The following is a 13,268-nucleotide window of genomic DNA, read 5'->3' as shown; positions in this document are numbered from 1 at the left end:
GGGTCACACCCGTTCCCATCCCGAACACGGAAGTTAAGCTCTCCAGCGCCGATGGTAGTTGGCGGGACACCGCCTGCGAGAGTAGGACGTTGCCGGGCAAGAAAAAGACCAAGACAAGTTAGTCTTGGTCTTTTTTATTATGTAATAAATAGTCATACAAATATTTCGGTACTTTTCTTTCAGTTACGTCTAAAAACTGTACGATAAACGGATATGCGTCATTGGAATAACTGTGGAGAAGATCGTACCACCATTCTGTTTCATAACGGCAGATCATACTTAAATTGTATAGTAATAAATAGTGAGCGATGATTTCATGAATACGCTTGTTTTGTCCATTTGCTTGTTTAAAATATAAATCAAATAAAGGAGTTAGCTCCTCTATCTGCTCTAACAACTGTTTCATGCAAAATTTTTCCCCATATGCATGTTTCACATGAAACATTTTTTCAGAAAAATAAGTAAACAAACCGTGTTTTTGAATTTTTACTTCGTCTTTAAAAAAATCATAGTTTTGTTTTTTTCTCTTTCTCGTTGACACTCCGTGTGCCAAAACGGTAGAGGATTCTGGGTAGTCAGCATGAATAGTTAATAAACACGCTTTAAGAAGTTGTACATTTCCATAAAATAATAAAACAGGTTTGATCGCCAATGGTGCTTGGCGAGCTGTGTCATAAAATTTTTTTCCATGTTGTAAGTAGTACATAAACGGATAACAATTATCATAACTTTTCTTTTCTGCATCTTCTCTCCCTTCTTGTTTGTAGCGTTCAAGTAAAAATTGATGTACAAAATTTGAAGAGTAAAATACTTCCCACATCGTATGCTCTCCTTATTTAATTGATCGAATTATCTAACATTTTTATGTTTTCTTGACAGAAAAAAGCGAAGTTGATACTCTACTAATTAATATTTCCAAAGTGAGGGGGAAAAACAATGTGGGAAACAAAATTTGCGAAAGAAGGATTGACGTTTGATGATGTCCTTTTAATTCCAGCGAAGTCAGAAGTGTTGCCGCGTGATGTCGACCTAACGGTTGAGCTAAGCAAAACATTAAAATTGAACATCCCGATTATTAGCGCAGGAATGGATACGGTAACAGAGTCGGAAATGGCGATTGCGATGGCGCGTCAAGGTGGATTAGGAATTATTCATAAAAACATGTCAATTGAACAACAGGCGGAACAGGTCGATAAAGTAAAGCGTTCAGAAAGCGGGGTAATTACCGATCCATTCTTTTTAACCCCCGAACATCAAGTATATGATGCGGAACATTTAATGAGTAAATATCGTATTTCAGGCGTTCCGATCGTGAACAATGCTGAAGAACAAAAGCTTGTTGGAATTATTACAAATCGTGATTTACGCTTCATTCAAGATTACTCAATGAAAATTTCTGATGTGATGACAAAAGAAAACTTAATTACTGCTCCTGTTGGAACGACATTAGCAGAAGCTGAAAAAATTTTACAAAAACACAAAATTGAAAAACTCCCTCTCGTTGACGATCAAGGTGTGTTAAAAGGACTTATCACTATTAAAGATATTGAAAAGGTGATTGAATTTCCAAACGCAGCAAAAGACGCGAAAGGACGTCTTCTTGTCGGGGCGGCTGTTGGGGTGACATCAGATACGATGTTGCGCGTGAAAAAGCTTGTGGAGGCAAACGTTGACGTCATTGTAGTTGATACAGCCCACGGTCATTCTAAAGGAGTGCTTGAAACGGTACGGAAAATTCGCGACACTTACCCGACATTGAACATTATCGCTGGAAATGTCGCGACAGCAGAGGCGACAAGAGATCTAATTGAAGCAGGAGCAAATATCATTAAAGTCGGTATCGGTCCAGGATCAATTTGTACGACACGGGTTGTCGCAGGTGTCGGTGTTCCTCAAATTACAGCCATTTATGACTGTGCAACAGAAGCAAGGAAATATGGTGTTTCAATTATTGCTGATGGGGGAATTAAATATTCTGGTGATATTGTAAAGGCTTTAGCAGCTGGTGGACATGCGGTTATGCTCGGAAGCTTGCTCGCAGGTGTATCTGAAAGTCCGGGGGAAACAGAAATTTATCAAGGTAGACGATTTAAAGTATATCGCGGTATGGGATCAGTTGGAGCGATGGAAAAGGGAAGTAAAGACCGCTATTTCCAAGAAGATAATAAAAAATTTGTTCCGGAAGGCATTGAAGGAAGAGTACCTTATAAAGGGCCGCTTGCTGATACCATTTATCAACTTGTCGGTGGATTGCGAGCAGGAATGGGCTATTGCGGAACGAGAAATTTAGAAGAATTGCGAGAAAAAACGCAATTTGTGCGCATGACTGGAGCAGGACTAAGAGAAAGCCATCCACATGACGTCCAAATTACGAAAGAAGCGCCAAACTATTCATTTATGTAGTAAATACATAGGCAGAGGTGGAAGATTCCTCTGTCTATTTTTTTTTACAAGAGTATGTTAAAATAACGGTTATGTAAAACAGAGTTGGAGGGTTTGAGCGTGAAAACATCGTACAAGAGCTTCATCATTTCCATTGTAGCAATGTTCTTATTTATGGCGACGTTACCGCAAAATATAAAAGCGGAAGAAGACGTGCTCAATATTGAAGCAGATGCCGCTATTCTCGTTGAAGCGGAAACAGGAAAAATTTTATACCAAAAAAATATTGATGCCGTTTTAGGGATTGCTAGTATGACAAAAATGATGACGGAGTATTTGTTGCTAGAGGCCATTCATGAAGGACGCGTGAAATGGGATCAAGAATATGCAGTAAGTGAGTATGTATATCAAATTTCTCAAAAGCGCGATTTATCGAATGTTCCGTTAAGAAAAGATGGAAAATATACAGTACGTGAATTATACGAAGCAATGGCGATTTACTCAGCAAACGGGGCGACGGTTGCAATCGCAGAAATTGTTGGTGGCTCGGAGACGAATTTCGTGAAGATGATGAATGAAAAAGCGCAAGAGCTGGGATTAAAAGATTACAAGTTTGTTAATGCAACCGGACTCAATAACAAAGATTTGGGGGGAATGCACCCTGCAGGTAGTGGAGATAATGAAGAGAACGTCATGTCTGCCCGTGCTGTAGCGACATTAGCATATCATTTATATCACGAGTTCCCGGAAATTTTAGAAACGGCAAGTATTCCCCGAAAGTATTTCCGAGAAGGAACAGATGACCAAATTAAAATGGATAACTGGAACTGGATGCTTCCGGGACTTATCGCAGCATATGAAGGTGTAGATGGTATAAAAACGGGATATACAGAGTTTGCAGGGTATTGCTTTACAGGTACAGCAGAGCGGAATGGTATGCGCTTTATTACCGTTGTGATGAATGCAAAAACGAATGGTAAGGGTACACATTTATCACGTTTTGAACAGACGAGAAAAATGTTAGACTATGCGTTTAGCAACTATACTGTGCAAAAGTTGTATCCAAAAGGCTATACGACGAAAAAACATAAAACAGTCACCGTAAAAAAAGGGAAAGAAAAAGAAGTTGCGATCGCGACAAAACAACCACTATCGCTTGTTATTAAACGCGGGGAAGAGAAAAAATATAAACCTGTTGTTGTTATTGAAAAAGAAACGTTAACAGCCCCTGTGAAAAAAGGTCAAAAAGTAGGATATATGTACGTGGAATATGCAGGGACAGACTACGGCTATTTAACGAAAGAAGGGGAAAAAGCAGCACAAGTTGACATCGTAACAAAGCGAGCTGTAGAGAAAGCAAATGGCTTTATTTTAGCGCTGCGCGCCATTGGTGAACTGTTTAGCGATATTTGGAGTGGTGCTTCAAATGCAATCAAAGGTTTATTTTAAAGCTCTCTTTTTAGAGGGCTTTAAAATTTTTATTGTGATTTTTTTAAAAATTGAGTTAAAATAAAAAAATGTAGCTAGTGTTTCTACACTTTTACCTAGTAAAAACGTATGCTAGAATATGGATAGTGTACTGAAGCGATGAATAGTTGTCGTTAAACTTATTTTTCAGTACAATATCACAATAACGATATACATAATGGGAGGAATGAACGGTGGCGGTTACAGGTACAGAACGTGTAAAACGCGGAATGGCGGAAATGCAAAAAGGTGGCGTCATTATGGACGTCGTGAATGCAGAACAAGCGAAAATCGCAGAAGCAGCAGGTGCTGTTGCAGTGATGGCTCTTGAGCGCGTTCCAGCTGATATTCGTGCAGCTGGTGGCGTTGCCCGCATGGCTGATCCGACAGTTATTGAAGAAGTGATGAAAGCAGTATCTATTCCGGTGATGGCGAAGGCGCGTATCGGTCACTATGTGGAAGCGCGCGTATTAGAGGCGCTCGGCGTAGACTACATTGATGAGAGTGAAGTATTAACGCCAGCAGACGAAGAATTTCATATTGATAAACGTCAATTTACTGTGCCATTTGTATGTGGTTGCCGTGATTTAGGTGAAGCAGCTCGTCGTATTGCCGAAGGCGCCTCTATGCTTCGTACGAAAGGTGAGCCGGGTACAGGGAATATTGTTGAAGCAGTTCGCCATATGCGTAAAGTAAACGCGCAAGTGCGTAAAGTCGTCAGCATGAGCGAAGACGAATTAATGACAGAAGCGAAAAATTTAGGTGCTCCGTTTGAAGTATTATTGGAAATCAAACGTCTCGGTCGCCTTCCTGTCGTTAACTTTGCAGCAGGTGGTGTTGCGACACCAGCGGATGCAGCATTAATGATGCATTTAGGTGCTGATGGTGTATTTGTTGGTTCTGGTATTTTCAAATCAGAAAACCCTGAAAAATATGCACGTGCTATCGTAGAGGCGACAACTCATTATGAAGATTACGAATTAATTGCCCACTTATCAAAAGGATTAGGTGGAGCGATGAAAGGGATTGATATTTCTTCGTTGCTTCCTGAACAACGAATGCAAGAACGCGGATGGTAATGTAAAGGAGCAATGAATATGGTGAAAATAGGAGTATTAGGATTGCAAGGGGCCGTGCGTGAACATGTACGGTCGATTGAAGCGTGTGGTGCAGAAGCGGTAGTGATTAAAAAGGTCGAGCAATTGACACAGATTGATGGCCTTATCATTCCAGGTGGGGAAAGTACGACGATGCGTCGTTTGATGGATAAATACGGCTTTATTGAACCGCTGAAGCAATTTGCAGGCGAAGGGAAGCCGATGTTTGGAACGTGTGCAGGCTTAATCATTTTAGCGAAAAAAATTGTTGGTTACGATGAGCCGCATCTCGGTTTAATGGATATTACGGTTGAACGCAACTCATTTGGTCGTCAACGTGAAAGTTTTGAAGCATCTTTAGCAATTAAAGGTGTCGCGGATGACTTTATTGGTGTATTTATTCGAGCTCCGCACATTGTATCTGTAGGAGCCGATGTTGATGTGCTTGCGACATATGAGGATCGCATTGTCGCGGCAAGACAAGGACAATTTTTAGGATGTTCGTTTCATCCAGAATTAACAGACGACCATCGTATGACGCAATACTTTATCAACATGGTGAAAGAGACAAAAGAATAAACGGGTTGCATTTTGTTTAAACTTATAGTACATTATTTCCAAGAAAATGATATGAAGAAAAAGCGATGACAGGAACTAGTAGCAAGCCCTCTTCCTTTCAGAGAGCCGATGGTCGGTGCAAATCGGCAGGAACGACTTGTGAATCCATCCTGGAGCGAAATGCTGAACGCGTTAAGTCAGTAGGCATTTCCGGTGAGAACCGTTATATCTCTCGAGTGGGAGACGTATGTCTTCAACTAGGGTGGCAACGCGGGAGCACTCTCGTCCCTTTCTTTCGGGACGGGAGTTTTTTATTTCATTAATCAAAATAAAAAGGAGGCATGTTGATGTTAGACTTAAAATTTTTACGTACTAATTTTGAAGAAGTAAAACAAAAACTTCAACATCGTGGTGAGGATTTAGCGGATTTCGAACGATTTGAGCAACTCGATCGTCGTCGTCGAGAACTCATTGCACAGGCGGAGGAATTAAAAAATAAGCGAAACGATGTGTCGCAACAAATTGCTTTACTAAAGCGTGAAAAAAAAGATGCGGATCATCTCATTGCTGAAATGCGCCAAGTTGGTGATCGGATTAAAGTACTTGATGATGAATTGCGCGAAGTAGAACAACAGCTTGAAACATTGCTTTTATCCATTCCAAACATTCCACATGAATCTGTTCCAATTGGTGAATCAGAAGACGATAATGTAGAAATTCGTAAATGGGGTGAACCGCGTTCATTTTCCTTTGAACCGAAACCACATTGGGAAATTGCTGATCAACTTGGGATTTTAGATTTTGAAAGAGCAGCAAAGGTGACAGGAAGCCGATTTGTATTTTATAAAGGACTTGGGGCACGTTTGGAACGTGCATTGATTAACTTTATGTTAGACGTACATGTTGAACAACACGGATATGAAGAAGTTCTTCCGCCATACATCGTTAATCGAGCAAGCATGACGGGAACGGGGCAGCTTCCGAAGTTTGAAGAAGATGCATTTCGTATCGAAAGCGAAGATTACTTTTTAATTCCAACAGCTGAAGTTCCTGTAACAAACTTACATCGTGATGAAATTTTATCAGCAGATGATTTACCGATTAAATACGCTGCTTATAGCGCATGTTTCCGTTCGGAAGCTGGTTCGGCAGGAAGAGATACGCGCGGATTAATTCGTCAACATCAGTTCAATAAAGTAGAACTTGTTAAATTTGTCAAACCAGAAGATTCTTACGAAGAGCTCGAAAAGCTAACAAATGATGCAGAGCGTATTTTACAACTACTAGGTTTGCCGTATCGTGTGATGAGCATGTGTACAGCTGATTTAGGATTTACTGCTGCGAAAAAATATGACATTGAAGTATGGTTACCAAGCTATGGAACGTATCGGGAGATTTCTTCTTGTAGCAATTTTGAAGCGTTTCAAGCTCGTCGTGCAAATATTCGTTTCCGACGAGATCCAAAGGCAAAACCAGAACATGTGCATACGTTAAATGGGTCTGGTCTAGCGATTGGACGAACAGTGGCAGCGATTTTGGAGAATTACCAACAAGAAGATGGAACAGTTGTCATTCCAGAAGTACTTCGACCATATATGGGGGGGAAAGAAGTGATTTCATAAGGGGAGAACTTGCTCCCCTTTTTTATAAAAAATATTGACATACGATGATCATTATGATAAATTAATACATGTCGATACGGAGGAGTACCCAAGTCTGGCTGAAGGGGTCGGTCTTGAAAACCGAGAGGCGTCGAAAGGCGCGCGGGGGTTCGAATCCCTCCTCCTCCGCCATCATTTAGATGTTTGCAAACCACAGCGCATAAAATGGAGATTGTTTATTGAAATAATTCGTTACGATATGTAACGAATTTTTGTTTTATATAAGAATAAAAAGTAAAGGATGCCTGAACTAGGCATCCTTATTTTTTTAACTTGCGATATTGTTCAATCATATATCCAATTTTTGCGACAATCGGTTCGATTGATTGAGCATCACGAATAATATCATATTCATTGATGTTAATACGCAAAACAGGACAAGCATTAAAGCTATTGATCCATCTCTCATATCTTTCATACATTTCTTTCCAATATTCGATTGGCGTCTGCTGCTCCATTGGACGACCGCGCTCACGAATACGTTTAATAATTTCCTCAAAACTTCCTTCTAAATAAATAAGTAAATCAGGATGAGGAAAATATGGTGTCATAACCATCGCTTCAAATAAACTTGTATACGTTTCATAGTCGACTTTCGACATCGTACCTTTTTCATAATGCATTTTTGCAAAAATACCTGTATCTTCATAAATGGAGCGATCTTGGACAAATCCTCCTCCGTATTCAAAAATACGTTTTTGTTCTTTGAATCGTTCAGCGAGAAAGTAAATTTGAAGGTGAAAGCTCCAACGTTTAAAGTCGGCATAAAATTTATCTAAATAAGGATTTGTATCTACTTTTTCAAAAGAAGTGCGAAATTGAAGCGCATCAGCTAACGCTTTTGTCATCGTTGATTTTCCTACACCGACCGTTCCAGCAATGGTAATGACAGCATCGCTCGGAATATGATATTTTTCTCGTAAGTTCATTGTTCTAAGCTCCTTTTGAGAACAGATTGCAGTTCATTTAAAATATAAAATCGATCTTTGTCACGATGAACGAAGTCAAGTTCATCTCCGTTAAATCGCAATACAGGAATGTGGGGATGGGCTTGTTCAAATTGTTCCATTGCTTGTTCATAAGCATGAGATAGTTGTTGTAAATAGTTCGGGTCAATGTTTTTTTCGAATTCGCGACCACGCATAGCAATACGCTCTAACAACGTGTGTAATGAAGCGTGCAAATAAATGACGACATTTGGTTTTGGCATGTCGTTTGTTAAAATGTCATAAATTCGTACATACTTTTCGTACTGCTTTCCTTTTAACGTTTGCTTAGCAAAGATTAAGTTTTTGAAAATATGGTAGTCAGCTACAACCGGTTTCCCATTGTTTAAAAAATTTTTTTCGACATCTTCTAGCTGTTTATAGCGATTACATAGAAAAAACATCTCCGTTTGGAAACTCCATTCTTCGATGTTTTCATAAAATTTACCTAAAAAAGGATTTTCATCAACAATTTCTTTTAACAGCTCATATTGAAAATGGGTTGAGATGACCTTAGCTAATGATGTTTTTCCAACACCAATTGGGCCTTCCACAGTAATAAAGGGCACGCGGGACATTGTGTAACCTCCTTCAGGTGAAACCGTCTGTGTAGACAGACAAAATTTATTTTAACATAAAATGATTAGTCTGTATGTTGCTTTTTTGTTTTGATATACTTTATAGATGATAAAAAGGTACGGGAGTTTCAAAAGATGAAAAATGATGAGTATTACATGCATTTAGCGATCGAAGAAGCAAAGAAAGCAGAAAAAATAGGAGAAGTGCCTATCGGTGCTGTTATTGTATATAACGACCAAGTGATTGCGCGAGCCCATAATTTGCGCGAACGGGATCAGCGGTCGATTGCTCATGCGGAGCTTTTAGCTATTGATGAAGCATGTAAAAAACTAGGAACGTGGCGACTAGAACAAGCAACGTTGTATGTGACGTTAGAACCTTGTGCCATGTGCGCTGGGGCAATTGTTCTGTCTCGGATCAAACGCGTTGTGTTTGGGGCAAGCGATCCGAAAGGGGGATGTGCAGGGACATTAATGAATTTATTACAAGAACCGAGATTTAATCACCAATCGGAAGTTGTTAGTGGGGTATTAGCTGACCAATGTGGCTATATGCTAAGTGAATTTTTTCGACAGTTGCGTCAACGAAAAAAAGAAGAAAAAAGTAGTATTAGTTCCAATTAAATTCCATTGTGTAGTCGTTGCAATTTGGATGAAAAAGAGATATACTTATACTTGCGTTAGAGATAACGCATTGCCGTGCTAAGCGGGGAGGTAGCGGTGCCCTGTACTCGCAATCCGCTCTAGCGAGGCTGAATTCCTTCTTTAGGCTAGTTTGCTGTAGAGTCTGCCTAGAGTAAGTGGTGTTGACGTTTGGGTCCTGCGCAATGGGAATCCGTGAACCCTGTCAGGTCCGGAAGGAAGCAGCAGTAAGCGGACAATCCCATGTGCCGCAGGGGTGCCTGAACCGAGCTAACTACTCTAGTAACGTTTATGGCAGCTAGTCGACAGAAGGTGCACGGCAATTTACATAGATAGGACACAGGCACTTGCTCAAATGGCAAGTGCTTTTTTCATGCGTTTTTTAATGATATAATGATTAGGATACAAGCAAAGAGGAGGGCAGTTTCGTGAGTTATAGAGCTTTATATCGTGTTTTTCGGCCACAAAGCTTTAAAGATGTTGTCGGTCAAGAACACGTCACAAAAACGTTGCAAAATGCCCTGCTTCAACAAAAGATTTCACATGCATATTTATTTTCTGGTCCACGTGGGACAGGAAAAACAAGTATAGCTAAAATTTTCGCTAAAGCGGTAAACTGCGAGCATCGTCCAACAGCAGAGCCATGCAACGAATGTCCGACTTGTTTAGGCATTATGAACGGTTCGATTTCAGATGTGTTAGAGATTGACGCAGCATCAAATAACGGAGTAGATGAAATTCGTGATATTCGCGATAAGGTGAAATTTGCCCCAACCTCAGCACCTTATAAAGTGTATATTATCGATGAAGTGCATATGTTGTCCATTGGGGCGTTTAATGCGTTATTAAAGACATTGGAGGAACCACCGAAACATGTCATTTTTATTTTAGCGACAACAGAGCCTCACAAAATTCCGTTAACGATCGTTTCTCGATGTCAGCGGTTTGATTTTCGGCGCATTGAGCTCAAATCCATCGTTTCACGTTTAAAAACGGTTGTTGCTGAAGAAGGGATAGATGTAGAGGAAGAAGCATTGTTTGCGATTGCGCGTGCTGCTGATGGTGGAATGCGTGATGCGTTAAGCTTGCTTGATCAAGCCATTTCTTTTAGTGATGATCGGGTGTTACTTGAAGATGTGTTAGCGGTTACAGGCGCTGTCTCACAGCGGAAAATTGCGGATTTAATTCATGCGATGTATGAAAAAAAGACGGTTGAGGCATTACGTCTTTTTCAAGATTTAATGGAACAAGGAAAAGATCCGAATCGTCTTGTCGAAGATTTAATTTATTATTACCGAGATATGCTTTTATATAAAGCAGCGCCACAGCTTGAGGATGTGACGCATCGCGTGCTCGTAGATGAGCGATTTCGAGAGCTTTCTGACATGATTCCGACATCGTTCATATATGAAGCGATCGATTTGTTAAGCAAAAGCCAACACGATATGCGTTTGACAAATCATCCACGTATTCATATGGAAGTCACGATCGTAAAACTTTGTTATGAAGAGGAGCATGCGATAAAATCTACTTCCTCCCTAGATTTAGAGGAGAAGGTAAAACAGCTTGAGCAACAATTGGAGAAACTAAAAGAAACAGGTGTGAAGCCTTCTGCTTCGGAAGTTAGTGAACCGGTGAAAAAAACGGTAAAAAATATTCGCACAGACTATAAAATACCGATAGGACGCATTCATGAAGTGCTTCGCCAAGCAACGCATCAGCATTTATCTCTTGTTAAAGGGAATTGGGGGCATGTGCTTGATTTGCTGAAGAAGCAAAATAAAGTGTCCCATGCAGCATTATTACAAGAAAGTGAACCTGTAGCAGCAAGTAGCACAGCTTTTGTGTTAAAATTCAAATATGAAATTCATTGTAAGATGGTTGCTGACAATAGCAACTATGTCAAAGATAATTTAGAGCAAGTATTATTCGAGCTAACAGGGAAAAAACTCGATACGATCCCTGTTCCTGAAAGCGAATGGCTTCGAATTCGCGAGCAGTTCATTCGGCAACAAACAAATGGGGATGAACAACACGAGCAGGAAGACCCATTCATTTCCGAAGCGAAAAAATGGTTTGGTGAAAATTTAATCGAAATTAAAGAATAATGGAGGAATGATGAACATGATGCGTGGAATGGGAAATATGCAAAAAATGATGAAACAGATGCAAAAAATGCAAAAAGATATGGAGAAAGCGCAAGCAGAGTTAGCAGAAAAAACGGTTGAAGGAACAGCAGGAGGCGGAATGGTCACTGTTGTCGCGAACGGTCATAAACAAATTTTAGAAGTGAGAATTAAAGAGGAAGTTGTTGATCCAGAAGATATCGACATGTTGCAAGATTTAGTGCTTGCAGCAACGAATGATGCGTTGAAAAAGGTAGATGAGTTAACAGCAGAAACAATGGGGCAGTTTACAAAAGGATTGAACATACCGGGATTATTCTAGGGGGTTCGTATGTATTATCCAGAGCCGATATCGAAGCTAATCGACAGTTTTATGAAATTGCCAGGCATCGGACCGAAAACGGCCGTCCGTCTGGCGTTTTTTGTGTTAAACATGAAAGAAGATGTAGTACTAGATTTCGCAAAAGCGCTTGTAAATGCGAAAAGAAATTTAACATATTGCTCATCGTGTGGCCATATTACGGATAAAGATCCTTGTTATATTTGCGAAGATGATAAGCGTGATCGTTCCATCATTTGTGTCGTTCAAGATCCGAAAGACGTCATTGCTATGGAAAAAATGAAAGAATATAACGGGTTGTATCATGTGTTACATGGTGCGATTTCACCAATGGAAGGAATTGGTCCGGAAGATATTAAAATTGCTGAGCTGCTTAGACGTCTTCAAGATGAAACGGTTCAAGAAGTAATTTTAGCCACGAATCCAAACATCGAAGGTGAAGCAACCGCTATGTATATTTCACGCTTGTTAAAACCAACGGGTGTAAAAATTACGCGCATTGCTCACGGGTTACCGGTTGGTGGCGATTTGGAGTATGCGGACGAAGTGACGTTATCTAAAGCTCTTGAAGGAAGAAGGGAATTGTAGTGTTTTGGAAGAAAAAAGGATGGCTACGTAAACAATTTAACGATCAGCTGATTGAACGTTTGCAACGTTATCGTGATGATTGGATGGGAAAAAAACAATTAATAGAAAAAAGTGTCGAACCATCCGACAAAGTCATCTTCGATTTAAAAATTGCTGAAGCAAAATATTTATTTCTCCTTCGAGAAGCAAAAAAGCGAAAAGTGACAATTGGGAAGGGATGATTCCCCTTCCCTTTCATATGGGCTTGTCATATAGAAAAGAGGTGGGCATATATTTAAAAATAAAACAGCTTGAAGGGGAGAAAATGATGAATGAAACTGTTGTCATTGTGTCGATCGTTAGTTTAATTGTCATTATTTTGCTTATTGGTATTCCGATACGCTTGACTCGATTCATTGGAGAAGGAATTGCTCGTTTAGTGATCGGGGCTTTATTTATTTTTTTAATTAATGTTGTTGGTGGTGTATTAGGTATTCATCTGCCGATTAATTTGTTTACAGTAGCGGTTACCGGATTTCTAGGTATTCCTGGTGTTGTAGCACTCATTTTCCTTCAACAATATGTCATTTCATAAACGGACATATCCGTTTATTTTTTTGTTGACGAACATACGCATTCATGATATATTACTAAATGTCGTTGTTGATAATAAAAAGATGTTGACGAATGATATTTTTTGTAGTATTATAATTCATGTCTTTGTTGTTCTTTGAAAACTGAACAAAACAGCAGCGTAAAAGCTAGAGATATGAACTTTCTATGGAGAGTTTGATCCTGGCTCAGGACGAACGCTGGCGGCGTGCCTAATACATGCAAGTCGAGCGGACGAATCGAAAGCTTGCT

14 protein-coding genes, 1 tRNA gene, 2 rRNA genes, 1 other RNA gene and 1 other annotated feature are annotated in these 13,268 nt (G+C 39.9%); of the genes, 15 read left to right on the top strand and 3 right to left on the bottom strand.

Translation table 11 applies throughout. The features are described from left to right. Positions 1–98 (top strand): 5S ribosomal RNA (gene rrf, locus BO219_RS08585); the annotation flags it as partial. Between the two features lie 20 nt (positions 99–118). On the opposite strand, the gene BO219_RS08580 is transcribed toward rrf, so the two are convergent. Then, positions 119–820: a YaaC family protein gene (locus BO219_RS08580; protein ID WP_077429220.1), complete on the bottom strand. Its 702-nt coding sequence runs from the start codon at positions 818–820 to the stop codon at positions 119–121. Positions 821–936: 116 nt separating this feature from the next. On the opposite strand from BO219_RS08580, the gene guaB reads away from it, so the two are divergent. From guaB to BO219_RS08550, 6 genes are all read left to right on the top strand, one after another. Then, positions 937–2,403, top strand: coding sequence for an IMP dehydrogenase (gene guaB, locus BO219_RS08575; RefSeq protein ID WP_077429219.1), 1,467 nt, complete (start codon positions 937–939; stop codon positions 2,401–2,403). A gap of 141 nt (positions 2,404–2,544) precedes the next feature. Further along, positions 2,545–3,831, top strand: a complete 1,287-nt coding sequence (locus BO219_RS08570; protein ID WP_226373798.1) for a D-alanyl-D-alanine carboxypeptidase family protein — start codon at positions 2,545–2,547, stop codon at positions 3,829–3,831. A 212-nt stretch (positions 3,832–4,043) separates the two neighbouring features. Beyond that, on the top strand, positions 4,044–4,928 hold the full coding sequence (gene pdxS, locus BO219_RS08565) for a pyridoxal 5'-phosphate synthase lyase subunit PdxS (RefSeq protein WP_004888477.1): 885 nt from the start codon (positions 4,044–4,046) through the stop codon (positions 4,926–4,928). A gap of 18 nt (positions 4,929–4,946) precedes the next feature. Beyond that, positions 4,947–5,525, top strand: a complete 579-nt coding sequence (gene pdxT, locus BO219_RS08560; protein ID WP_035021170.1) for a pyridoxal 5'-phosphate synthase glutaminase subunit PdxT — start codon at positions 4,947–4,949, stop codon at positions 5,523–5,525. A gap of 56 nt (positions 5,526–5,581) precedes the next feature. Continuing rightward, positions 5,582–5,797: a binding site (T-box leader), on the top strand. A gap of 54 nt (positions 5,798–5,851) precedes the next feature. Continuing rightward, positions 5,852–7,126 carry a serine--tRNA ligase gene (gene serS / locus BO219_RS08555; RefSeq protein ID WP_077429217.1) on the top strand — a complete coding sequence of 425 codons (1,275 nt, stop codon included), beginning with the start codon at positions 5,852–5,854 and terminating at the stop codon, positions 7,124–7,126. A gap of 78 nt (positions 7,127–7,204) precedes the next feature. Next, positions 7,205–7,297: transfer RNA gene (locus BO219_RS08550), tRNA-Ser, on the top strand. Between the two features lie 128 nt (positions 7,298–7,425). On the opposite strand, the gene BO219_RS08545 is transcribed toward BO219_RS08550, so the two are convergent. Together BO219_RS08545 and BO219_RS08540 are read right to left on the bottom strand one after the other, a co-directional pair. Beyond that, the gene (locus BO219_RS08545; RefSeq protein ID WP_077429216.1) at positions 7,426–8,094 is read right to left on the bottom strand and encodes a deoxynucleoside kinase; all 669 of its coding nucleotides are present in this window, start codon (positions 8,092–8,094) and stop codon (positions 7,426–7,428) included. After that, the gene (locus tag BO219_RS08540; protein ID WP_012573788.1) at positions 8,091–8,729 is read right to left on the bottom strand and encodes a deoxynucleoside kinase; all 639 of its coding nucleotides are present in this window, start codon (positions 8,727–8,729) and stop codon (positions 8,091–8,093) included. The genes BO219_RS08545 and BO219_RS08540 overlap by 4 nt, the downstream gene beginning before the upstream one ends. 135 nt (positions 8,730–8,864) lie before the next feature. Between BO219_RS08540 and tadA the strand changes: the two genes are divergently transcribed. The 8 genes from tadA to BO219_RS08500 all read left to right on the top strand — a co-directional run. Next, on the top strand, positions 8,865–9,353 hold the full coding sequence (gene tadA / locus BO219_RS08535) for a tRNA adenosine(34) deaminase TadA (protein ID WP_006323966.1): 489 nt from the start codon (positions 8,865–8,867) through the stop codon (positions 9,351–9,353). Positions 9,354–9,426: 73 nt separating this feature from the next. After that, an RNA gene (gene ffs / locus BO219_RS08530) (signal recognition particle sRNA large type) lies at positions 9,427–9,691 on the top strand. Positions 9,692–9,799: 108 nt separating this feature from the next. Next, positions 9,800–11,479, top strand: a complete 1,680-nt coding sequence (dnaX, locus tag BO219_RS08525; protein WP_077429215.1) for a DNA polymerase III subunit gamma/tau — start codon at positions 9,800–9,802, stop codon at positions 11,477–11,479. A gap of 16 nt (positions 11,480–11,495) precedes the next feature. Then, a complete protein-coding gene (locus tag BO219_RS08520) occupies positions 11,496–11,819 on the top strand; it encodes a YbaB/EbfC family nucleoid-associated protein (RefSeq protein WP_035018391.1) in 324 nt (107 codons plus the stop codon). Between the two features lie 9 nt (positions 11,820–11,828). Then, positions 11,829–12,425, top strand: coding sequence for a recombination mediator RecR (gene recR, locus BO219_RS08515; protein WP_004888493.1), 597 nt, complete (start codon positions 11,829–11,831; stop codon positions 12,423–12,425). Next, positions 12,425–12,646, top strand: a complete 222-nt coding sequence (locus BO219_RS08510) for a YaaL family protein (RefSeq protein ID WP_006323958.1) — start codon at positions 12,425–12,427, stop codon at positions 12,644–12,646. Before recR ends, BO219_RS08510 begins: the two co-directional genes overlap by 1 nt. 86 nt (positions 12,647–12,732) lie before the next feature. Continuing rightward, positions 12,733–12,999, top strand: a complete 267-nt coding sequence (locus BO219_RS08505; RefSeq protein ID WP_035018392.1) for a pro-sigmaK processing inhibitor BofA family protein — start codon at positions 12,733–12,735, stop codon at positions 12,997–12,999. Between the two features lie 182 nt (positions 13,000–13,181). Continuing rightward, positions 13,182–13,268, top strand: a 16S ribosomal RNA gene (locus tag BO219_RS08500); the annotation flags it as partial.

It is taken from the genome of Anoxybacillus kestanbolensis, from assembly GCF_001996285.1.
In the GTDB taxonomy this organism is placed as follows: Bacteria; Bacillota; Bacilli; order Bacillales; family Anoxybacillaceae; genus Anoxybacillus; species Anoxybacillus kestanbolensis_A.
The sequence above is the reverse complement of the archived record's forward strand: the minus strand, read 5'-3'. Positions and strand labels throughout refer to the sequence as shown.